The organism is Aquisalimonas asiatica, from assembly GCF_900110585.1.
Classification (GTDB): domain Bacteria; phylum Pseudomonadota; class Gammaproteobacteria; order Nitrococcales; family Aquisalimonadaceae; genus Aquisalimonas; species Aquisalimonas asiatica.
This window is the reverse complement of sequence record NZ_FOEG01000002.1, coordinates 291710-313870: the sequence shown is the minus strand read 5'-3', so window position 1 is coordinate 313870 and position 22161 is coordinate 291710. Positions and strand designations below refer to the sequence as shown.

Here is a 22161-nt window from a genome sequence, read left to right as displayed (position 1 = left end):
ACCCTTAATGGCGACGACGCAGAATCCAGCCCGTGAGGCCAATGACCACCCCCCAGGCAACGAAAAGGTACACATAGAGCAGCGGCAGACCGAACACCAGCCGGTCGCCGGCGAACAGGGACAGGATCGGGTAGTTGAACAGCAGCACGGCCAGGACGAACAGCGCGACCAGACGCTCGTTGCGCCGCGTCGTATTGCCGATCCCGGATTTCCCGGCGCGCGTGCCCATGGCTACGACCGGTCGCCCAGCAGCTCGCCGACCTTGTCCACCACGTCCTGGGTGGAGAACGGTTTCGTGATGTAGTCGTCGGCGCCGAGCGAGAGGCCTTTCTCCCGCTCCACATCCCGCCCCTTGGCCGTGAGCATGACAATGCGCATGTCGGCGTAATCGGCGTTCTCGCGCAGAATCTGGCACACCTGGTAGCCGTCCTTGCGCGGCATCATCACGTCGAGCAGCACCAGGTCTGGCCGGTGCCGGTCAACCGCCGTCAGCGCCTGCTCCCCGTCCGTCGCCGTCTCCACGTCGTAGCCGTTCTTCTTCATGAGGAATTCGAGGGACAGGACGATGTTCGGCTCGTCGTCAACGATCAGGATGCGTTTCGGCATCGTTTCTCCTCGCCATCGTTGTTGTCGGGCCCGGCGTCCCCGGCCGGGACCCGCTCCACTTTGCGACTATTATGGCTGTTGAAAACGACGCCGTCGCGCCCCTGCGAAGCCCCGGTTTTCAGGTGTTACCTGGCGACACAGCGGCGTTACCAAGCGTGACAGTCAGTGCCCCACCGCGGGTAGCCCAGGTGAAGCGGTTCGCCCTGCTTACCAAGGAGCTGGATCACGACGATGATGAAGTCACCGCGACCATGAAGATCCGGCGCGGGACGATCTACGAGAAGTACAGCGATCTCATCGAGTCGCTGTACAGGGATGCCGGGGCCGCGTGACGGATTGAAGAGGAGGTGGATCTGAAGATCCACCCTACGGCCGGGAAAACCTCGGCGCCAAGGGGCCTGGGCAGACGTAGGGTGGACCTTCAGGTCCACCACAGCAAAAAGCCCGCCGTTTGGCGGGCTTTTTCATGGGGGGCGGCAGTGACCGATCAGTCCTTGCCGATCTCCAGCTTGGCGATGCTCTCCATGTGCACTTCGTCCGGGCCGTCGGCCAGGCGCAGGGTGCGCAGGTTGGCGTAGGCCGAGGCGAGGAAGGTGTCCTGGCACACGCCCATGGCGCCGAACGCCTGAATGGCGCGATCCACCACGTTGCAGGCCATGTTCGGTGCCACCACCTTGATCATGGCGATCTCCCGCCGTGCCACCTTGTTGCCGACGGTGTCCATCATGTGGGCGGCGTTCAGGGTGAGCAGGCGTGCCTGTTCGATCTCCATGCGCGACCGGGCGATCTCCTGACGCAGGCCACCCATGTCGGCCAGGCGCTGACCGAAGGCGTTGCGGGACTTGGCGCGTGCCACCATTGCTTCCAGCGCCCGCTCGGCGACGCCGATGGAGCGCATGCAGTGGTGGATGCGCCCCGGCCCGAGACGGCCCTGGGCGATCTCGAAGCCGCGGCCTTCACCGAGCAGCATGTTGCTTGCCGGCACGCGGACGTTGTCGTAGTGCACTTCGGCGTGGCCGTGGGGGGCGTGATCGTAGCCGAATACGTGCAGGGCGCGCTCGATCTTCACCCCGGGGGTGTCCAGCGGCACCAGGATCATGGACTGCTGCTTGTGCTTGGGCGCGGACGGGTCGTTCTTGCCCATGACAATCGCGATCTTGCAGTGCTTGTCCAGCGCACCGGAGGACCACCACTTGCGGCCATTGATGACGTACTCGTCGCCTTCCCGGCGGATTTCGGTCTCGATGTTGGTGGCGTCGCTGGAGGCCACTGCGGGTTCGGTCATGGAGAAGCAGGAGCGGATCTTCCCCTCCAGCAGCGGCTCAAGCCACTGCTTCTTGTGCTCGTCCGTGCCATAACGGGCCAGCACCTCCATGTTGCCGGTGTCCGGCGCGGAGCAGTTGAACACCTCCGGCGCCATGGGCGAGCGGCCCATGATTTCGCACAGGGGCGCGTATTCGAAGTTGGTCAGGCCGGCGCCATAGTCGCTCTCGGGCAGGAACAGGTTCCACAGCCCTTCGGCCTTCGCTTTCGCCTTGAGCTCGTCGAGAATCGGGGGCGAGCTCCAGTGGTCGCCCTCGGCGTGCTGCTTCTTGAACTCGGCCTCGTTGGGGTAGATGTGCTCATCCATGAAGGCGAGGAGTTTGTCCTGCAGCTCTTTGGATCGGTCGCTGAACTCGAACATGGTGTTGCTCACCTCTGTGTGTCGTAAAAGAAAGGCCACTGGCGTGTTGCGCAGTGGCCTGATAGTGATCGCTCTAGAGGCGGAACCGGAGAGGCTCTCCCATCATCCGCCGGTGCAACAGAATGGTTGTTGCACCCACCAGCAGCAGGCTGGCGGAGATCAGCAGCAGTGTACCGTGGGCGATGCCCAGCATGCCGCCCCCGGGCGCCGCCAGCGTCAGGCCGGCGCAGATCAGCGCCACCCGGGCGAACCAGCCCACCGGCCCGGTGGGCACGCGGCCGGCACCGAGGAGGTAGCCCTGGAGCCCGGCGGCCAGGAGAACAACGCCGATCAGCGCCGTCATGACCACGGTAATCACTTCCGTTGCCGTGCCGAACATTAGCAGCGCCGGGTTGAACACGAAGAAGAACGGAATGAAGTAGATGATCGTGCCCAGGCGCATGGCCTCGAACCCGGCGCGCATGGGATTCACCTTGGCCACCGACGCGGCCACGAAGGCGGCGATCGCCACCGGCGGCGTGATGAAGCTCAGCATGCCCCAGTACATGATGAACATGTGCGACGCTACCGGATCCAGTCCGGCCCGGATCAAGGCCGGGGCGAGGATGACCGCGAGGAAGATGTAGGCGGCGGTCACCGTCATGCCGATGCCGAGCACGAAGGCCGTGAGCGCGCCCATGATGAGCAGCATGAGCACATTGTCGCCAGCGAGGTAGACCAGGTCGTTGGTCAGTGTCCCGGCCATGCCGGTGACCTGCAGGGAGCCGATGATCAGGCCGATGGCTGCGAGAATGCCGCCGAGTTCCGCGAGGATCTGCCCGGCCGCCGACAGCAGTTTGAGAAGCCCCTTGGTGCTCAGACGGTGCCTGGTGAACTGGTTGATGGCCAGCAGCAGGGCCGTGGCGTAGAAGGGTGCGGTCGCCTCGCGCTGCAGGAACACCAGCATCCAGATCAGCAGGGCGAATACGGCGATGAAGTACCAGCCCTCCTTGAGCACGTTCCAGACGTCGGGCAGCTCATCCTGGGGCAGCCCCTTCAGATCGTGGCGTGCCGAGTAGGCGTCGATCTGCATGAACAGGCCGAAGAAATAGAGCAGCGACGGGATGATGGCGGCGATGACGATGGTCACGTAGGAGACGCCAAGGAAGTTCGCCATCACGAATGCCGTGGCCCCCATGATCGGCGGCATCAGCACGCCGCCGGTGGAGGCGCAGGCCTCGACGCCGGCCGCATAGCCACGGGAGAACCCGATCCGACGCATGGTCGGGATGGACAGCGGGCCGGTCGTGAGCACGTTGGTGACCGGGCCGCCGCTCATGGAGCCCATGAGCCCGCTGGAGAAGATCGCGACCTTTGCCGGCCCGCCACGGAAGCGCCCGAGCAGTGCGAAGGCGATGTTGATGAAGAACTTGCCCGCGCCGGTGTGCTGCAGCGAAACGCCGAACAGCAGGAAGCCGAACAGCAGCAGCGCGGCAACCTGCGTGGGAATGCCGAACAGGCTCTCCTCACTCATGATGTGGAAAGCCGCCGCATCCTCCAGGCCCATGCTGACACCGGCAATGACGTCCGGCACGCGATCGGCGTAGAGCGGATACAGGGACAGGGTGAGCACCACCACGAAGATCGGCCACCCCCCGGTCCGGCGCCCGGCTTCCAGGACCAGCGCCCAGGTGGCCAGTGCCAGGTAGATGCCGAACTGCGGTGCCGCGTACTCCCAGGCCTCGAGGACGATGCGTTCGGCGTAGTAGGCGAAATAGCCGAACATGCACGCGGTGGCGACGGCCAGGAGGATGTCGTACCACGCCACCGTGGTGCGTGAGGCCGACGCCGTGGCCGGGAAGGAGATGAAGACCATGACCAGGATGGCGCCCACGTAGATATAGAGGTAGCGGGCGTCCTGCATCACTTCGCCAATGAAGAAGCCGAAGTTGAAGATCTGGTTGATGGCCAGCAGCGTAATGCCGACGGTCATGACCATCAGCAACGTCTGCCAGGGGAATGAGAGAATGCGGTAGCGCGTCGCGTAAAGCTCCTCCGCGCGACGCTCCGCTTCTTCCCGTGAGTTCGCCGTGGCGTTCAGTTCATCCGTCATGGTCTATAAGCCTGCATTGGTAAGCGCTTTGGTCTCGAAGTTGTTCCCGTTCCGGCGTGGCGGAGCGCGCTCCGCGTCCATGGCGAACTCACCTGTCCCGGTGATTGGCGCCCTGACCGGCAGGCTGTGCGGACCAGGGAGGGCCGCACAGCCTGTATGCGCCGCCCTGTTACCAGGAGTCGGCGATCGTGACGAGGTCGTGCTCGCGCAGCGCGTCATAGCGGGCACTCATCCAGCCTTCCTGGAAGGCCTCCGGGTCCGTGGGGGCATCTTCCACGTACCGGTCCCAGGCTTCCTGCAGCACGTCCTGTCGCTTGAGGTTCCGGTCCTGGTTCTCCTGGGCGGCATCAGTCCACAGGCCCATCTCCTCGAAGTAGCGTATGGCGCCGTCGTGATAGGGCACGAAGGCGTTTTCAAGGTCCTGGCGGTCCATGGCCCATCCGATCGCTCCGGGCGCGCTGTCCTTGTAGTTGTCGTAATGCTCATGCATGGCCCTGGTGGTGTTATAGACCACGTCGTCATCCTGGTCCGCCATGGTGGCAAGCATCGGATAGGGCGAGGTGAAAACCTCGATCCCTTCGTCCGGGTCGATGGTCGGCCCGTCGGTCGCGACATGAGGCACGTACCACGGCAGGTGCGCGCGGACCCGTTCGATGGCTTCCTCGTCATCGTGCGGGAAGGTGACGAACTGGAGCCCGCGGGGCGAGGACTCGATGCGCATGAACGGGGCGGAATTGCAGGAGCCGCCGACCGCATCGGCGCGATTATCGATGACGGCCTCAATGGAGCCGGAGTAGCCGCCCACTTCGACTTTCTCCACGTCATCCCAGCTGAGGTTGGCGTAGTCGAGCAGCGCACGGGTGGCATTGTTCAGAGAGGGGGCGCCCTGCACCCAGGTCACGCGCTTGCCTTCCAGGTCAGCGGCGGTTTCGATGCCGGCGTCGGCGCCCGTTGCCATGGTGAAGGAGCAGCCGTCAGAGATGTTCCACAGCGCGATGCGCAGGGGCTGCGGGCCCCAGTCGACACTGCCGAAGTTGAGCATGCCTTCCTGGGCGTAAACCGCTTCCGAACCGCCGGCGGAGAAATTCACGCGGCCGGCCCGTAGCGGCGCGAGCCTGGAGACGTCATTGCGCCCCGGGATCACGCGCAGGTTCACGTTGTACTCGTTCTGCAGCACGTTGCCGATGGCCACAGCCTGACTGTAACCGGACGTTCCGGTGGGGTAGGCGGACCACACCATCGTGCCGGGCAGCTGCACGTCGTCCGCTGCCGCCGTGCCGAGCATACCGAGGGAGGCGGCACCGAGAATGCTGCCGAGAAATACGTGTTTGGTGATCATCGTTCTATTGTCTCCTGCGCGGGATGCGCTCATCAGAGCATTGTTGTGTCGTGACGGGCATTCGATTCGGCAGGCGCCGCGCCACGTGTCGCATCGGACTGGGAATACCCGGCAGAAACATGGCATGAAGCGGAATGCAGGTCAACAATTTTGGAACGGTATTCCGCATAGCAAAATGGTGTGCGCTGCCTTGGGAGCGCTCCGTGCACCGTCAGAGGCAATTGCGCAGAGAGCCGGGTGCCGCCCAATGCGGCACCCGGGGAGCGGATCAGTCCCTTACCAGAACGAACGCAGTGTCGGCAGGCCAGCCTCTTCCAGGGCGTCGTGCCGGGTCTGCATCCAGGCTTCCTGGAACGCGTCACGATCCGTGGGGGCATCTTCAAGATGGCGCTCCCACGCCTCGGCCAGGACGTCCTGACGCTTGAGCGCTTCCTCGTGGTTCTCCTGCGCTTCGTCGGACCAGACGCCGATCTCCTCCAGGTAGCGGATGGCGCCTTCGTGGAACGGCATCGGCATGCTGGTCAGGTCCATACGCTCCACGTCCCAGCCTTCGGCGCCGGGGGCACTGTCCTTGTACTCTTCGTAGTGCTTGTGCATGGCCTTGGTCATGTTGTAGACCACGTCCTCGTCGGCGTCGTGCATGGAGATGAGCATCGGGTAGGGGCCGGTGACCACCTCGATTTCCTGGTCCGAATCCATGCCGACGTTACTGGTGCTCCGGTGCGGGACAAGCCAGCTGGCGTACTGGGAAATGCGCTCAAGGCCGGCTTCATTGTCATGCGGGAACTCCGGGAAGTTCAGGCCGCGGGCAGAGGCATTGATTCGCTGGAACGGCGCCGAGTCGCAGGAGCCGCCCATGGCATCGACACGATTCTCGATGATGCCCTCGACGGCGCCCATGTAACCGCCCACCTCGACGCGCTCCACGTCGTCCCAGGTCAGGTCAGCGTAGGACAGCAGGTATTCCATGCCGTAGTTGAGCGTGGGGGCACCCTGAACCCAGGCGACCCGCTTGCCTTCCATGTCGGAGACTTCGTCGATGCCGGCGTCACCGGCGGCGGCGATGGTGAAGGAGCAGGCATCCGAGATGGACCACATCAGGACACGTGTGCGCTGCGGACCCCAGGCCCTTTCGGCAAAGTTGAACTGGGCTTCCTGGGCGGCAACGGCTTCGGTGCCACCGGCGGAGAAGTCCGCACGGCCGCGGCGCAGGGGCTCCAGCCGGGAGACGTCGTTACGGCCGGGAATGACGCGCAGGTTGACGTCGTACTCGTTCTGCAGCACCTGGCCGATACCCACGGACTGGGCGTAGCCGGTGGTGCCGGTGGGGTATGCGGACCAGATCAGCGTGCCGGGCAGCTCGATGTCGGCGCTGGCGATGCCAGAACCCACGGCAAGGGCGAGGCCGGTGGCAGCCACGCCGGACGTGTGAAGCAGTGATTTCGTTTTATGCATGGGTGGTCTCCTCCAGTAGAACGCAGATCGTTCCGTTGCATTGATGCCCGGTATTGCCCGGGGCATCCGTTTGCGGACGTCGTGGTGACGTCGGGCCGAGTGGCGTCAGCCTGCTCGGCCGTGCTCTGCCTCCTGCAGCTCACGCCACAGGAGCTTGCCGGTCCCGGAGCGGGGCAGCCGCTCCACGAACTCGACGTAACGGGGGGCCTTGTACGCGGCCATCTGGCTCCGTGCCCAGTCGATGATGTCCTGCTCGCTGGTGCTGTCCGCGGCATCGGGCCGAAGTACGGCAACAGCCTTGACGGTCTCGCCGCGCTTCGGGTCCGGTGTCGCTATCACGCAGATTTCCTGAATGGCGGGGTGTCCGTAAAGCATGGACTCCACTTCCGACGGCCAGACCTTGTAGCCCGAGGCATTGATCATCCGCTTGAGGCGGTCGACCATGAAGAAGTAGCCGTCTTCGTCGTAGTAGCCCAGATCGCCGCTGCGCAGGAAGCGTTTGCCATCCAGCTCCATGAACGTCTCGGCGGTGGCGTCCGGGTTGTTCCAGTACTCACGCATCACCTGCGGGCCGTGCATGATGATTTCGCCCACGGCGCCGGGTGGTTGTTCGGCGAGCGTCTCCGGGTCGATGACGCGGCTGTCGACATTGAACACCGGAATCCCCAGGCACTGCGCCTTGGGGGCATTGGGTGGATTGACGTGTGTCTGCGCAATGGTCTCGGACATGCCGTAGCCCTCGATGTACGACAGCCCCGTCATGGTATGGAGCTTCTCCGCGACCGCCGACGGCATGGCGGCGCCGCCGCCACCAATGCCCTGGAGCGTGGACAGGTCGTACCGGCCGAGCTCCGGGTTGTTGAGGAAGTCCACGGCCATGGTGGTGATGTTGCGCCAGTGGGTGACACCGTAATGCTGGATGAGCTCCGCGGCGGTGGTGCGGTCCCAGCGCGTCATGACCACCGTGGTGGCGCCGGTGGAAAGCGGCCCGTTCATGGAGCTCTGCATGCCCGTGACGTGGAAAAAGGGCAGGGTGGCGAGGTTCACGTGGTTGACCTGCATCGGGTTCCACAGCACCCCGCCCTGGGCCGTTGCCATCACTGAATGGTGGGTGTGCACGCAGCCCTTGGGTCGCCCCGTGCTGCCGGAGGTGTAGGGGATAACGGCCATGTCGTCCGGCCCCACATCCACCGGCTCCAGGGGCAGCGCATACCCCGCGTCCAGGGCAGCCGACCAGCTCACCGCGCCGTCGTCCTGCGGTGCACGCTCCGGTTCACGGACCACGTCCGGCAGGGTCAGGCCGAGATCCCCGGTGACATAGCTGCCATAGGCGGCCACCGCTGCATGGTTCAGGTCGCCGTCCGTCAGCAGCGGGCGCAGGTAAGGGTAGAGCTCCTGGCCGCACAGGGCCACGCGGGCACCACTGTCCTCGACGTAATGGGTCAGCTCGCCGGTAAGGTTCATGGGATTGGCCGGGACGACCACGGCACCGGCCGTGAGGATGCCGTAGTAGCCGATGATGTACTGGGGGCTGTTCTGCATGTAGAGAACCACCCGGTCGCCCCGCGCCACGCCGCAGTGCTGCTGGAGCCAGGCGGCGATCGCGTCCGCCTCGGTCTTCAGCTGTCGGAAGCTGATGTCCGAACCGTAGTACGCGACCCCGGTCTTGTCCGGATAGCGCGCCGCGCTTACCTCCAGGTTGTACTGCAGGCTGGTGGCGGCGATGGTGAGGCGTTTCGGCAGCCCTTCCGGCCAGACGCTGAAGTGACGGTCGAACATGGCTGTCTTCTCCTGCGGGCGTGGGCTCATACCTTCATCCCCGGCATGTTGAGTGACGCCGTGTTGCCCCCGTCCACCGCCAGCGCCTGGCCGGTGATGAAACTGGCCTCGTCGCTGGCGAGAAAGAGAATGGCCGCGGCCAGCTCTTCCGGGCGCCCGTAGCGCCGCAGTTCGCAGCGGGCACCGAGCTTGTCTTCCTTGCCGCGGTCGCGCGCGTAATCGAACACCGGTTTGGTCATGCCGGTTTCCGTGAGCCCCGGGCAGACCGCATTCACGCGCACGCCGTACTGGCCAAGGTCGCAGGCGCTGGTCTGGGTCATGTTGATCACCGCTGCCTTGGAGGCGCTGTAGGCATTGCCGCCGGCGCCGGCGCGAATGCCGGCAACCGAAGCGGTGTTGACGATGGCGCCCCGTTGCTGCTCAGCCATGATGCGGCCCGCGTACTTGCTGCCGAACATGGCTCCGAGCAGGTTGACGTCCAGAACCCGGCGCCAGGTATCGGCGTCGTCGTCGGTGATCGGGCCGTATGTCCCGCCGGTGATGCCGGCGTTGTTACAGAGGATGTCGACGCTGCCGTACTGCTCGGCGGTGGCGGCGACCATGTCGGCCACCGCCTGTTCGTCGGCGACGTTGACGCAGCGCGAGATCACCGTGCCGCCAGCTGTTTCCACCTGCCGTACCGTCTCGGCCAGAGCCTCCTCGTTGACGTCGGCGATCATCAGTCGGGCGCCTTCGGTGGCGAACCGCAGCGCCGTGGCGCGGCCGATGCCACTGCCGGCGCCGGTGATGATGGCGGCGCGATCACGTATTCCTGCTGCCATGTCGGTACTGTCCCCTCGCTGTTGCATCGGATTGTGCTGGTTGCTCCGGCCGGTCTCAGCGGAAGCTCAGAAACCGGTCGCCGCCCTTCAGGCGCAGATGATCCATGGCGTTGAACCCCATGAGGTTGAGTCCGGTGCGGCGGCCGAATCGCAGCCGCGTGACCGAGGCGTTGTAGACACGCCAGTTCAGGGCCACCGTACGCTCCGCATCCAGGCCGAGTGCATGACCGACGAGTACCGCGATCACGCCACCGGAGGTGTACAGGGTGATGGTCTCGCCCGGGGAAGTGGCGCGGATCAGGGCATCGGCCCCGGCAACCACCCGGTCGCGGAACTGCGCCCAGCTCTCCACGTCGCGCTGCTCCGGCTGCGGGTCGTGCAGCCACTGGGTCATGACGCCTTCGAAGGCGCGCTGGAACACACGGCGATCCGTGTGCAGCGCGTCGCGCTGGGCGGCAACCTGGGCATCCTTCGCCGCCACCGTGTCGAGAAAGGCGTCGAAGATCCCGCCGGCGTCGTATTCATTGAATTCGGGAAGGACCTGCGGAGGGTGGGTGATGCCCTGGGCCCTGTTGGCAATGGCCGCGGTGTCGCGCTGTCGGACCATGTCCCCACTCGCCGTGCGCGTCGGCGCACTGCCGATCTCACGCAGGTGCTCACCGGTGGCGGCGGCCTGCTCGGCGCCGAGGGCGCTGAGCTGGTCGTAGTTATCGGTTCCGAAACCGGCCTGGCCGTGCCGTACAAGTAATAGTTCTGTCATGGTCCCGCCGCTGTCATCATGGCGCCGGGGGCGCCATGATTCTCCTCCGTTATCGCCTGCACGGGCTGCAGCGATCACTTTTCGTCAAACGTTACACCTTCGTTTTGATTTCGACAACCGAACGGTGATTCCGCTTAGCGAAACAGAAGGGGGTCAATGATGCGCACGGGGCGGGTTGTCAGGCCTCCTGGCGGAACGTGGTTCCGCATTGTGGACGGCATGGCCCTACGTGGTGCTACTATGGTCGTTACATCAAGGTGTAACGCCTGTCCATCACGTCAGGTTGCACCAGGCCCCGGCGAGGGCGCCGGGGACAATCTTCGGTGAGCGGCCGGTTTGGAATGGACGAGGCAGCATGCGACAGAAACCAGTAGCACTTGTCGACTTCAGTGCCCAGGAGCAGGACGGCAAGAAGGACCGCAATTTCGTGATGGCGCTGGCCCGGGGGCTGGAGATTCTGCGCGCTTTCCGGCCCTCGGACGGTCTGTTGAGCAATCAGGAGATCGCCGCACGCACGGGCATCCCGAAGCCCACCGTCTCGCGGCTGACCTACACGCTCACGAAGCTGGGTTACCTGAGCTACTCCGAACGACTGGAACGCTACCAGCTCGGTACGGGCGTGCTGGCGTTGGGGTATTCCAGCCTGGCGAGCATGGGTATTCGTCAGGTGTCGCGGCCGCTCATGCAGGAAGTGGCCGACGAAACGGGCGCATCGGTCTCGCTGGGCAGCCGCGACCGGCTCAGCATGGTCTACCTCGAGAACTGCCACGGCCAGGGTGCGCTGACGCTGCGGCTGCAGGTGGGCTCCCGGGTGCCGGTGGCGACCACTGCCATGGGGCGTGCGTTTCTCGCCGCACTGCCGGATGGCGAGCGCAGCTACCTGCTGGACCATATCCGGCGCAAGGACGAGCAGGCCTGGCCGCGGGTGAAGCAGGGGATCGAGCAGGCGGTGATCGATTACCAGGAGAAGGGCTATTGCATCTCCGCCGGCGACTGGGAGCGGGACGTCAACGCCGTCGGTGTGCCGCTGGTGCTGGATGACGGCTCCGACGTGGTGGCGTTCAACGCCGGCGGGCCCTCGTTCCGTCTCCCCCGGGAGGAGCTGGATGCCCATCTGGGCCCGCGCATGGTCAATCTTGTGCGCACCGTGGAGAGCCGCCTCTCCAGCCACCAGTGAGTCGCCGGTGGCGCGCGGCTACTTGCCGCGCTCCATGATGAAGTGTGCCAGCCCGCGCAGGCAGTCTGCCCGGGCATCGAACGGCTCCAGGCTGGCCAGGGCCCGGTCGATCAGCTCGCGCCCGTGCGCGCGTGCCTCCTTGAGCCCGAGCAGGGCGGGATAGGTGGCCTTGTGCATGCGTGCATCGGCGCCGCTGGACTTGCCCAGCGCGTCGGTGGTGCCTTCCACGTCGAGAATGTCATCCTGGATCTGGAACGCAAGGCCAATGCTCTTGGCGTAGCGATCCAGGCGTTCCAGGCCTTCCTGATCGTGGTCCGGGTCCGCCAGCGCCCCCAGCATGACGCTGGAGCGGATCAGGGCGCCGGTCTTGTGGATGTGCAGATCTTCGAGCTGTGCCAGGTCCAGGGTCTGGCCGGTGGCTGCGAGATCCAGGGCCTGGCCGCCCACCATGCCACGGGATCCCGCGGCCATGGACAGGCTTGCGACCATCTTCAGGCGCGCCTCAGTGCCGATCGTCCCCGACGACTCCTCGGCCAGTGCGCGGAACGCAAGAGCCTGCAGCGCGTCCCCCACCAGCACGGCGGTCGCCTCGTCGTAGGCCTTGTGGCAAGTGGGCCGGCCGCGGCGCAGGTCGTCGTCGTCCATGCAGGGCAGATCGTCGTGCACCAGGGAGTAGGCGTGGATCAGCTCCACCGCGCATGCCGGCCCGTCCAGGGACTCGGGCTCCAGGCCCAACGCTTCACCGGTTGCGTAGACCAGCGTCGGCCGAAGTCGTTTACCCGAGCCCATGACGGCGTAGCGCATGGCCTCGTGCAGACGCATGGGCAGGGTGTCGGCGGTGGGCAGCAACCGGTCCAGGGCGGCTTCGACCCGGCTTTGACAGGCCGGCAGTCGCGCTTCGAGGACCTTACTCGGGTTGCTGCGGTTCGAAGGGTTCGACACGGTCTTCACTTCCCTCGCGGGTGAGAATCTCCACCTTCTGTTCGGCGGCCTTGAGGGCGGTCTGGCAGTGCCGGGTCAGCGCGATGCCGCGCTCGAACGCCTGCAGGGATTCCTCCAGCGCCAGTTCGCCCTTTTCCATGCGCTCCACCAGCGCCTCAAGCTCCTTGAGCGCTTCCTCGAAATTGACGTGCTCGGTTGATTCCTCGGCCATGATTCCGGCGCCCCCGGCGTGTGTTCGGGGGAACGGTAGCGCAGGCGCGTCGGGGGGTCAATTTGGCCCGGGGGCGGTGTCCGGAATCCGGCGCCGGCAACGGACTTCCCGGGGTGTGCGCTGGTACTCGCCGCGGCGCGTTGCCACCTGTAGACTGCTGCAGCCGGCTGCTTTCCAGTGCGGCCGTCCCCATACAGGCAATCGGTTCCGAAGACGACTCCATGGCAGAACACTACGATTCCGCGTCCATTGAAGTACTTACCGGTCTCGATCCGGTGCGCAAACGGCCGGGCATGTATACCGACACCGCGCGGCCCAACCACCTTGCCCAGGAAGTGGTCGACAACAGTGTCGACGAAGCCATCGGCGGGCACGCGCGCCGTATTACCGTGACGCTGCACACCGACCAGTCCCTGTCCGTGCAGGACGACGGCCGCGGCATGCCCGTGGACGTGCACCCGGAAGAGGGCGCCCCCGGCGTCGAGGTGATTCTCAGCAGGCTGCACGCCGGCGGCAAGTTCTCCAACAAGAACTACCAGTTCTCCGGCGGGCTGCACGGTGTCGGGGTTTCCGTGGTCAACGCGTTGTCGCGGCGGCTGGACGTTACCGTGCGCCGTGACGGTCGCGAGTACCACATCGGGTTTGCCAACGGCGAGAAGGTCTCCGATCTCAAGGAGATTGGCACCGTCGGCAAGCGCAACACGGGCACGACCCTGCACTTCTGGCCCGACGCCCGCTATTTCGACAGCCCGAAGTTCTCGGTGCCGAAGCTGCGCCATATCCTGCGCGCCAAGGCCGTGCTCTGCCCGGGGCTGGAGGTGGTATTCCGGGACGAGCCCGGCGAGGACGAGACCACCTGGTATTACGAGGATGGCTTGCGGGATTACCTGGCCTCGGCGCTGGTAGACCTCCCGCGGTTGCCGGAAGAGCCGTTCACCGGCCGCATGACCGGCACCACCGAGGCGGCGGAGTGGGCGCTGACGTGGCTTCCCGAAGGCGGCGAGGGCGTTGCCGAGTCGTACGTCAACCTCATCCCCACCCCGCTTGGCGGGACGCACGTCAACGGCCTGCGCACCGGCCTGACCGACGCCATCCGCGAGTTCTGCGAGTTTCGCAACCTGTTGCCGCGGGGGGTGAAGATCACGCCGGAGGATGTCTGGGAGAATCTCTCCTACGTGCTCTCCGTGAAGCTGGAGGATCCGCAGTTCTCCGGTCAGACCAAGGAGAGGCTGTCGTCGCGGGAGTGCGCCACGTTCGTCTCCGGCGTGGTCAAGGACGCCTTCAGCCTCTGGTTGAACCAGCACGTGGACGCCGCCGAGGCGATCGTCCAGCAGGTGCTCGCCAACGCCAACCGGCGTATGCGCTCCTCCCGCAAGGTGGCGCGCAAGCGCGTGAGCAGCGGCCCCGCGTTGCCGGGCAAACTGGCCGACTGCACGGCCCAGGACCCGAACCGGACCGAGCTGTTCCTGGTGGAGGGGGACTCCGCCGGCGGTTCCGCCAAACAGGCGCGGGACCGGGAGTTCCAGGCCGTGATGCCGCTGCGTGGCAAGATTCTCAACACCTGGGAGGTGGATCCGAGCGAGGTCATGGCGTCCCAGGAGGTCCACGATATCGCCGTGGCGCTGGGCATCGAGCCCGGCTCGGATGATCTGTCGAAGCTGCGCTACGGCAAGGTCTGCGTTCTGGCGGACGCCGACCCGGACGGCGCCCACATCGCCACGCTGTTGTGTGCGCTGTTCCTGAAACATTTCCCGTCGGTGGTGCGGGCCGGGCACGTGTTCGTGGCCATGCCGCCGCTCTACCGCATCGACGTGGGCAAGCAGACCTTCTACGCCCTCGACGAGCACGAGCGGGCCGGCGTGCTGGACCGCATCCAGGCCGAGAAGCTCAAGGGCAAGGTGTCCACCACCCGTTTCAAGGGCCTGGGCGAGATGAATCCGGTGCAGCTGCGCGAGACCACCATGCGGCCGGATACACGGCGCCTGGTGCAGCTCACGGTTGATGCCCCCGAGGAGACCACGCGGCTCATGAACATGCTGCTGGGCAAGGGTGCCGCCGGTCAGCGCCGCAGCTGGCTGGAGAGCAAGGGCAACATGGCGGAGGTGCTGGTTTAATGAGTGATACGGATACCACGGGCAACAACCCCGACTTCGAATCCCGCCCGCTGCACGAGTTCACCGAGAAGGCGTACCTGGACTACTCCATGTACGTCATCCTCGACCGGGCGCTGCCGAATATCGGCGATGGCCTCAAGCCGGTACAGCGGCGCATCGTCTATGCCATGTCCGAGCTCGGCCTGTCGGCGCTGGCGAAGTACAAGAAATCCGCCCGTACCGTGGGCGACGTGCTCGGCAAGTACCACCCCCACGGGGATTCCGCCTGTTACGAGGCCATGGTGCTCATGGCGCAGCCCTTCTCCTACCGCTACCCGCTGGTGGACGGACAGGGGAACTGGGGGTCGCCGGACGATCCGAAGTCCTTCGCCGCCATGCGGTACACCGAGTCGCGGCTGGCGAAGTATTCCGAGGTGCTGCTCGCGGAACTGGGCCAGGGCACGGTGGAGTGGGTGCCGAACTTCGACGGCACCATGGACGAACCGGCCCTGATGCCTGCGCGTATGCCCAACGTGCTGCTCAATGGCGGCACCGGCATCGCCGTGGGCATGGCGACCGACATCCCGCCGCACAACCTGCGTGAGGTCGCCAGTGCCTGCATCCGGCTGCTGGACGAACCCGACGCCACCGTGGAGCAGCTCTGCGAGCATATCCAGGGGCCGGATTTCCCCACCGATGCCGAGATCATCACGCCGCGCGAAGAGATCCTGAAAGTCTACGAGAAGGGTAACGGCAGCGTGCGCATGCGCGCCCGCTACCAGGTGGAGGATGGCGACATCATCATCACCGCGCTGCCGTTCCAGGTCTCGGGCAGCAAGGTGCTGGAGCAGATCGCGGCGCAGATGCAGGCGAAGAAGCTGCCCATGGTGGAGGATCTCCGCGACGAGTCGGATCACGAGAACCCCACCCGTCTGGTGGTGGTGCCGCGCTCCAATCGCGTGGACACCGCCGAGGTGATGAAGCACCTGTTCGCCACCACCGACCTGGAGAAGAACTACCGGGTCAACCTGAACGTGATCGGCCTGGATGGCCGGCCACAGGTGAAAAGCCTCAACAGCCTGCTGAGCGAGTGGCTGCAGTTCCGCACCGAGACCGTGCGCCGGCGCCTGCAGTGGCGCCTGGACAAGGTGGAGGCGCGGCTGCACATCCTCGAGGGGTTGCTCACCGCCTACCTCAATATCGACGAGGTCATCCGGATCATCCGCGAAGAGGACGAGCCCAAGGCGGAGCTCATGGCCCGGTTCGGCCTCAGTGACCGCCAGGCCGAGGCCATTCTGGAGCTGCGCCTGCGCCACCTGGCGAAGCTCGAGGAAATGAAGATCCGGGGTGAGCAGGACGAGCTGCAGCAGGAGCGCGAGCAGTTGCAGTCGATCCTCGGCTCCGACGACCGCCTGCGCGAGCAGGTGAGCAGCGAACTCGCCGCCGATGCGGAGACCTACGGCGATGATCGCCGCTCCCCGCTGGTGGAGCGCAGCGCCGCCAGGGCCCTGGATGAATCGGCCCTGGTGCCCAGCGAACCGGTCACCGTGGTGCTCTCCGAGAAGGGCTGGGCGCGGGCGGCCAAGGGGCACGACATCGACCCGGAGACGCTGAACTACAAGGGCGGAGACGGCTACCGCGCCCACGCCCGGGGGCGCAGCAACCGGCCGGCGATCTTCCTGGACTCCACCGGCCGCGCCTATTCCCTGCCGGCACACTCGCTGCCGTCGGCACGGAGCCAGGGCGAGCCGCTGACCGGCCGTCTGACGCTGCCGAGCGGGGCGAAGTTCGAGCAGGTCGTGGCCGGGGACGACAGCGAGCGGTTGATTCTCGCCTCCGATGCGGGCTTCGGGTTCGTCACCACCATCGGTGACCTGCAGGCCAAGAACCGGGCGGGCAAGACCGTGCTCACCGTGCCCGCCGGTGCACGCCTGCTACCGCCGAGTGCGGTGCATGACCCCGACAGTGACCGCATTGCGGCGGTATCCTCCGCCGGCCGGCTGCTGGTGTTCCCGGTCAGCGAGCTGCCGCAGATGAGCAAGGGCAAGGGCAACAAGATCATGGGCATCCCCCCGGACAAGGTGAAAAGCCGCGAAGAGGTGCTGCTGGGTGTCGTTGCGGTGCCGGCCGGTGGCAGCCTGTCCCTGGCCGCCGGCAAGCGCACCCTGACCCTCAAGCCGGCCGATCTGGATGGTTACGAGGCGGCCCGTGGGCGGCGGGGCGGAGCGTTGCCCCGGGGGTTCCAGCGCGTCAGCGCCATGGAGGCCGTGACGCCGTGACGGGCTTGAACCCGCGCCGCTTGCCCCTATCTAAGTAACAGTACAGAACCGTCTGGCGACTGAGAGAATCGATCAACCATGAAGCGCGTTTCGCTGTTTCTGCTGACCAACCTGGGCATCGTGGTGCTGCTGGGCATCATGCTGAATCTCTTCATCGAGCCGTGGATGGCCCGGGAAGGGATGCACATGAACACCACGGGCATTCTGATTCTGGCCACTATTTTCGGCATGGGTGGTGCGTTCATCTCCCTGGCCCTGTCCAAGACCATGGCCAAGCGCATGACCGGGGCGCGGGTGATCGACAAACCGGCCAATCCCACCGAGCAGTGGCTGGTGGATACGGTCCGCCGGCACGCTCAGCAGGCCGGTATCGGCATGCCGGAAGTCGCCATCTACGACGCGCCGGAGATCAACGCGTTTGCCACCGGCATGAAGCGGGATGATGCGCTGGTGGCGGTCAGTGCCGGGCTGCTGCGGCAGATGAACGCGGATGAGGCCGAGGCGGTCATCGGCCACGAGGTGGCCCATATCCAGAACGGCGACATGGTCACGTTGGCCCTGATCCAGGGCGTGCTGAACACCTTCGTGATCGTGCTGTCGCGGGTGGTGGGCATGTTCGTGGACAAGGTGATCTTCAAGAACGAACGCGGCTACGGCCCCGGCTTCTGGATCACCGTGATCTTCGCCCAGATCGTGCTCGGCATCATTGCCAGCATGATCGTGCAGTGGTTCTCGCGACAGCGGGAATACCGCGCCGATCTGGGTGGTGCCCGATTTGCCGGTCGCGAGAAGATGATCGCGGCGCTGGAGAAGCTCAAGCGCAACAGCGAGCCGTCGACGCTGCCGGAGCAGGTCGAGGCGTTCGGTATCTCCGGTCGGATGGGGCAAGGGCTCAAGAGCCTCATGATGAGCCATCCGCCCCTGGATGACCGCATCGCCGCGCTACGGGAGCGGCGCTACGGCTGAACCGCTCACATCACGGTGCCGGTGAAGTCGTAGTCCATCTCCGGGGAGGGTGCGTGCAGGAAATGGCCCTGCACGAAATCGACCTGGTAGCGCCAGTAGGTCGCCATGGTCATGGCATCCTCCACGTAACCGGCGATGACGTGCTTCTTCATGGCGTGGGCGTTTTCGATGATGGACCGGACCCGCTCCTGGGTCTTCTCGTTACTGGCGAGATCCCGGCCCAGCGAGCGATCCAGTTTCAGGTGATCCGCCGGCAGGTGCTTGAGCAGCTGGAACGGGTTCAGGCTGCTGCCGAAGTGGTCGAGGGTGAACCCGCAGCCCAGCTCCTTGATGCCCCGGAACGCCTCCCGGGCATCGTTGAGCTGGGTCACGGCCACCGGCTCGTTCACCTCGAAGCTGAGTGCGGCCCCACGCACCCCGTGCGCCTTCAGGCGCGCCCCGAGAAAGGTCGTGAACTCCCGGTCGGCCAGTGTCTGACCGGAGAGCTTGACCATGAGCGTGGTGGCTCCGTCGGTGGCCGCCTGCCGCTTGAGGGCCTGCAGCACGTGTTCCACCACCCAGCGGTCCAGCTGGTTCATCATGCCGGCGTCCTCCGCCTGGGGGACGAAATCCCCGGGCATCAGGTCGACGCCGTCTTCGTTGCGCAGGCGCAGCCGTACCTCGTAGCGGGGTGAGCCGTCGCCGCTCAGGGATGCGACGGGCATGTAGACCAGGTGGAACCGGTTCTGCTGCAGGGCATCCTCGATGGTCTCGCGCCACCGCTGCGCCGCCCCGGCGCTGCCGTTGCGGTCTTCTGTCGCATGGAGGTGAACCTGGTTGCCGCCGGCGTTGCGGGCGACCTCGCACGCCTGATGCACGCGGGAGATGGCTTCGTCGGCGTCCGGGGAAGTCTCGCCGACCATGAGTGCGCCGATGGCGCAGGTGGTCGTGACCGTGTGCTGTCCGGCCTGAACGATGTGGTCATGCACCTGCTGACGGATGGCCTCCGCCAGCGCCACGGCCTCGTGTACGCTGCGGTGTGGCAGCAGCACCGTGAGGACATCGTCTGCGAAGCGGCCGGCGACATAGTCCGGCTCCAGCTCGGCGCTGATGAGGTCCGCAACGTCGGTGACCGTCTTGTCACTCGCCGCGATCCCCAGGGTCTGGCGGATGCCGTCGAGGTTTTCCACCTGGATGTACAGCAGGCCGTGGCTGCTGTCGTCGTCGGCAGCAGCCTCGGCAATGACCGACCGCAGTTCGTCGAGGAAATGGGTGCGGTTGGCGAGCCCCGTGAGCAGGTCCTTTCTGCTCAGTGAATCCAGTTCCGCCTCCAGTTCGCTGTCGCTGGATTGCTCCCGGATCAGAATCTGGGTGCACGCTTCGCCGTCCACGGTGGCCGCGGACAGGCTGACGTGAACCGGGAGCAGTCGTTCGCCGGTGGTCATGCTGACGCTTGCGTGGGGCTCGCTGTGATCGCCCTGACTGAATCGCCTGAGCACCTCCTTGAAGGCTTTCTGATCGTCGGGGTCGACCATGTCCAGGATCGGCATCCCCTCGATCTCCGCGAATGCATCCACGCCGAACGTCTCCAGGTAGGCCGGGTTGGCGTAGATGTGCATGCCTTCGTGTACGTAGGCGATGGCATCCCGGGAGCTGTCCAGCAGGGCACTCGCCCGGCGCTCGGATTCGCGCAGCGCCTTCTCGATGCGGCGCAGGCGGCGGCGCTCGCCGAGGTGCCTGAGTTCGCGCCGGACCACCAGCTTGAGGTGGTCCAGGTCGCTCTTGCAGACCATGTCCTGGGCGCCCGCCTGCAGGGCCTCCCGGCGCCGATTCTGGTCGTCTTCGCCGGCGACGGCCAGCATCGGCAGATCACGACCACTCTCCTGGATGATGTGCGCCGCGTCGGCGAATCCGAGGCTGTCCAGCTCCGTGGAGCACAGGAACAGATCGAAGGCATGCTCGGAGAGGGTGTCGCGAAGATCCTCGTCGTCCTCGATCCGTGTGGCCCTTACCGCATGCCCCGCGTTCCGCAGCACGCTGATGAACATCTCGGCGTCGTTCAGCGACGCGTCTGCCACCAGTAGCCGGACCACCTCGTCCTGATTCATTCGCTCGATCCCTGTAGTCGTGATTGATTCAATGGATGGTGCCGCAGCGGGGCGGCGACGCCAAGCGTTGCGTTACCCGTGCCTGGGGGTGGCCAGCGGCGTCTTGGCCGGGGCGCTGGCATCCTCGCGGGTGAGCTGCGGGACCAGGTAACCCGGCAGCCGCTCGGCCAGGGCGGCCGCCAGCGCCCGGGCCCGGTCTTCGGCAACCAGGAAATGGGTGGCACCCGCCACCCGATCCAGCTGGTGCAGGTAGTAGGGGAGAACGCCGATGGCGAACAGGCGCTCGCTGAGCGCCTCCTGACTGGCGACATCGTCGTTGATGCCACGCAGCAGGACTGCCTGGTTGAGCAGGGTGACGCCCGCACGGCGCATGCGGTCGCAGGCGGCGGCGACGCTGTCATCCAGCTCGCTGGCGTGGTTGGCGTGCAGCACCATCACCGGTTGCAGCCGGCCACCGGTAAACCACTGCAGAAACGCGTCGTCCACCCGCTCCGGCAACACGATGGGGAGGCGCGAATGGATGCGCAGCCGTCGCAGGTGGGGGGTTGCGTCAAGCTCGGCAGCCAGCGTGCCCAGGCGGTGGTCCGGCAGGGTGAGGGGGTCGCCGCCGCTCAGGATGATCTCGGTCAGTTCCGGGCGCCCGCGCAGGTAGGCCAGGGCCGGGCCCCACTGGTGCCGGGCGGCATGGGCGTCGCCATAGGGAAAGTGGCGGCGGAAGCAGTAACGGCAGTTGATGGCACAGGCACCGGTGGTCACCAGTAGCGCGCGTCCGTGGTACTTGTGCAGCACGCCGGGCGTGCTCATGGCGGAGAGGTCGCCCACCGGGTCCTGGACGAAGCCCGGGTCGTCGTCCTGTTCGGCCGCTACCGGCAACACCTGGCGCAGCAATGGATCGTCCGGGTCGCCGTGGCGCATCCGTGCCACGAACCCCCTCGGCACACGCACCGGGAAGGCGGCGTGGCCTGCCCGGGCCGCCGGCAGGTGGCTGCAATCGAGCCCCAGCGCGGCCAGGAGTTCGTCCGGGCGGCGATAGCCGCGGGCGAGCTCACTCTGCCAGGCGGAGGGCCGTGGAGGTCTGCTGGGGGCAACGCCTGCTGACATGGACTTCTGCCAAGAAGGTTAGTAACGATGCGGAATTTTCGTTAGCATTCAGGGCCGTCGGCCAGGACGCGCAGCGCGTGAGCGCGCGGCCGCGGCCCGAACGAAACGGAGCCATCACACTAGCACATCAGTCGCCGGGCAGGCTCCCGCCCGGCGCCCATCGCAGGTAACGGGGTCCCAATGGCGACATACAGCACCAACCAGTTCAAGGGCGGACTCAAGCTCATGCTTGACGGCGAGCCGTACAGCATCGTCGAGAACGAGTTCGTGAAACCCGGCAAGGGTCAGGCGTTCAACCGGGTCAAACTGCGCAACCTCAAGACCGGCAAGGTGCTGGATCGTACCTTCAAGTCCGGCGAGTCCGTGGAAGCAGCCGACGTGCTGGAGACCGAGCTCCAGTACCTCTACAGCGACGGCGAATTCTGGTACTTCATGGACATGGAGACCTTCGATCAGATCGCCGCCAACAAGGCCGCCATGGGCGACGCCGACAAGTGGTTGAAGGAGCAGGATATCTGCAACGTGACCCTGTGGAACGGCGAGCCGCTGCAGGTGGACGCGCCGGCGTTCGTCGAGCTCAAGGTCACGGAGACGGATCCGGGCCTCCGGGGCGACACCAGCAGCGGCGGCAGCAAGCCGGCCACGGTGGAGACCGGCGCGGTCGTGCGCGTGCCGCTGTTCATCGAAGAGGGTGAAGTGCTGCGCATCGATACCCGCACCGCCGAGTACGTGAGCCGCGTCAAGGAGTGATGCCGGCCGGTCCGGTGCC

The 22161-nt window shown here is 65.8% G+C and carries 19 protein-coding genes; 6 read left to right on the top strand and 13 right to left on the bottom strand.

Annotated elements, in window-relative coordinates; translation table 11 throughout:
• Positions 1 to 4 precede the first annotated feature (4 nt).
• Positions 5 to 229: a hypothetical protein gene (locus tag BMZ02_RS06210; protein WP_091640969.1), complete on the bottom strand. Its 225-nt coding sequence runs from the start codon at positions 227 to 229 to the stop codon at positions 5 to 7.
• A 2-nt stretch (positions 230 to 231) separates the two neighbouring features.
• The gene (locus BMZ02_RS06205; RefSeq protein ID WP_091640966.1) at positions 232 to 606 is read right to left on the bottom strand and encodes a response regulator transcription factor; all 375 of its coding nucleotides are present in this window, start codon (positions 604 to 606) and stop codon (positions 232 to 234) included.
• A 155-nt stretch (positions 607 to 761) separates the two neighbouring features.
• Here BMZ02_RS06205 and BMZ02_RS18745 point away from each other — a divergent pair, with 155 nt between their 5' ends.
• A complete protein-coding gene (locus tag BMZ02_RS18745; RefSeq protein WP_171909809.1) occupies positions 762 to 938 on the top strand; it encodes a hypothetical protein in 177 nt (58 codons plus the stop codon).
• Between the two features lie 155 nt (positions 939 to 1093).
• On the opposite strand, the gene BMZ02_RS06200 is transcribed toward BMZ02_RS18745, so the two are convergent.
• The 7 genes from BMZ02_RS06200 to BMZ02_RS06170 all read right to left on the bottom strand — a co-directional run bounded on the left by BMZ02_RS06200 (position 1094) and on the right by BMZ02_RS06170 (position 10536).
• Positions 1094 to 2290 (bottom strand): acyl-CoA dehydrogenase family protein, encoded by a 1197-nt coding sequence (locus BMZ02_RS06200; RefSeq protein WP_091640963.1) that lies wholly within the window; start codon positions 2288 to 2290, stop codon positions 1094 to 1096.
• A 73-nt stretch (positions 2291 to 2363) separates the two neighbouring features.
• The gene (locus BMZ02_RS06195; RefSeq protein ID WP_091640961.1) at positions 2364 to 4382 is read right to left on the bottom strand and encodes a TRAP transporter permease; all 2019 of its coding nucleotides are present in this window, start codon (positions 4380 to 4382) and stop codon (positions 2364 to 2366) included.
• 169 nt (positions 4383 to 4551) lie between these two features.
• On the bottom strand, positions 4552 to 5721 hold the full coding sequence (locus tag BMZ02_RS06190) for a TAXI family TRAP transporter solute-binding subunit (RefSeq protein WP_171909836.1): 1170 nt from the start codon (positions 5719 to 5721) through the stop codon (positions 4552 to 4554).
• A gap of 276 nt (positions 5722 to 5997) precedes the next feature.
• Positions 5998 to 7176 (bottom strand): TAXI family TRAP transporter solute-binding subunit, encoded by a 1179-nt coding sequence (locus BMZ02_RS06185; RefSeq protein WP_171909835.1) that lies wholly within the window; start codon positions 7174 to 7176, stop codon positions 5998 to 6000.
• A 105-nt stretch (positions 7177 to 7281) separates the two neighbouring features.
• Entirely contained in the window at positions 7282 to 8955 is a 1674-nt protein-coding gene (locus BMZ02_RS06180; RefSeq protein WP_091640955.1) for a long-chain fatty acid--CoA ligase, read from the bottom strand.
• Between the two features lie 26 nt (positions 8956 to 8981).
• Positions 8982 to 9776 carry an SDR family NAD(P)-dependent oxidoreductase gene (locus tag BMZ02_RS06175; RefSeq protein WP_091641872.1) on the bottom strand — a complete coding sequence of 265 codons (795 nt, stop codon included), beginning with the start codon at positions 9774 to 9776 and terminating at the stop codon, positions 8982 to 8984.
• Positions 9777 to 9831: 55 nt separating this feature from the next.
• Positions 9832 to 10536, bottom strand: a complete 705-nt coding sequence (locus tag BMZ02_RS06170) for a histidine phosphatase family protein (protein WP_091640953.1) — start codon at positions 10534 to 10536, stop codon at positions 9832 to 9834.
• A gap of 355 nt (positions 10537 to 10891) precedes the next feature.
• Here BMZ02_RS06170 and BMZ02_RS06165 point away from each other — a divergent pair, with 355 nt between their 5' ends.
• Positions 10892 to 11713: an IclR family transcriptional regulator gene (locus tag BMZ02_RS06165; RefSeq protein WP_091640950.1), complete on the top strand. Its 822-nt coding sequence runs from the start codon at positions 10892 to 10894 to the stop codon at positions 11711 to 11713.
• Positions 11714 to 11731: 18 nt separating this feature from the next.
• Here the strand turns inward: BMZ02_RS06165 and ispA are convergent, their stop codons facing one another.
• Together ispA and BMZ02_RS06155 are read right to left on the bottom strand one after the other, a co-directional pair.
• A complete protein-coding gene (gene ispA / locus BMZ02_RS06160) occupies positions 11732 to 12655 on the bottom strand; it encodes a (2E,6E)-farnesyl diphosphate synthase (protein WP_091640947.1) in 924 nt (307 codons plus the stop codon).
• Positions 12621 to 12866, bottom strand: coding sequence for an exodeoxyribonuclease VII small subunit (locus BMZ02_RS06155; RefSeq protein WP_091640944.1), 246 nt, complete (start codon positions 12864 to 12866; stop codon positions 12621 to 12623). The genes ispA and BMZ02_RS06155 overlap by 35 nt, the downstream gene beginning before the upstream one ends.
• 221 nt (positions 12867 to 13087) lie before the next feature.
• On the opposite strand from BMZ02_RS06155, the gene parE reads away from it, so the two are divergent.
• The 3 genes from parE (at position 13088) to htpX (ending at position 18204) form a co-directional block, all read left to right on the top strand.
• Positions 13088 to 14980 (top strand): DNA topoisomerase IV subunit B, encoded by a 1893-nt coding sequence (gene parE, locus BMZ02_RS06150; protein WP_091640942.1) that lies wholly within the window; start codon positions 13088 to 13090, stop codon positions 14978 to 14980.
• Complete coding sequence (gene parC, locus BMZ02_RS06145; RefSeq protein ID WP_091640940.1) at positions 14980 to 17238, top strand: DNA topoisomerase IV subunit A; 2259 nt, start codon at positions 14980 to 14982, stop codon at positions 17236 to 17238. The genes parE and parC overlap by 1 nt, the downstream gene beginning before the upstream one ends.
• Before the next feature lie 78 nt (positions 17239 to 17316).
• The gene (htpX, locus tag BMZ02_RS06140) at positions 17317 to 18204 is read left to right on the top strand and encodes a protease HtpX (RefSeq protein ID WP_091640938.1); all 888 of its coding nucleotides are present in this window, start codon (positions 17317 to 17319) and stop codon (positions 18202 to 18204) included.
• Positions 18205 to 18209: 5 nt separating this feature from the next.
• On the opposite strand, the gene BMZ02_RS06135 is transcribed toward htpX, so the two are convergent.
• Entirely contained in the window at positions 18210 to 20291 is a 2082-nt protein-coding gene (locus BMZ02_RS06135) for an EAL domain-containing protein (protein WP_091640937.1), read from the bottom strand.
• A 72-nt stretch (positions 20292 to 20363) separates the two neighbouring features.
• Positions 20364 to 21392 carry an EF-P beta-lysylation protein EpmB gene (gene epmB, locus BMZ02_RS06130; RefSeq protein ID WP_091640936.1) on the bottom strand — a complete coding sequence of 343 codons (1029 nt, stop codon included), beginning with the start codon at positions 21390 to 21392 and terminating at the stop codon, positions 20364 to 20366.
• A gap of 180 nt (positions 21393 to 21572) precedes the next feature.
• Here epmB and efp point away from each other — a divergent pair, with 180 nt between their 5' ends.
• On the top strand, positions 21573 to 22142 hold the full coding sequence (gene efp / locus BMZ02_RS06125) for an elongation factor P (RefSeq protein WP_091640935.1): 570 nt from the start codon (positions 21573 to 21575) through the stop codon (positions 22140 to 22142).
• Positions 22143 to 22161 lie beyond the last annotated feature (19 nt).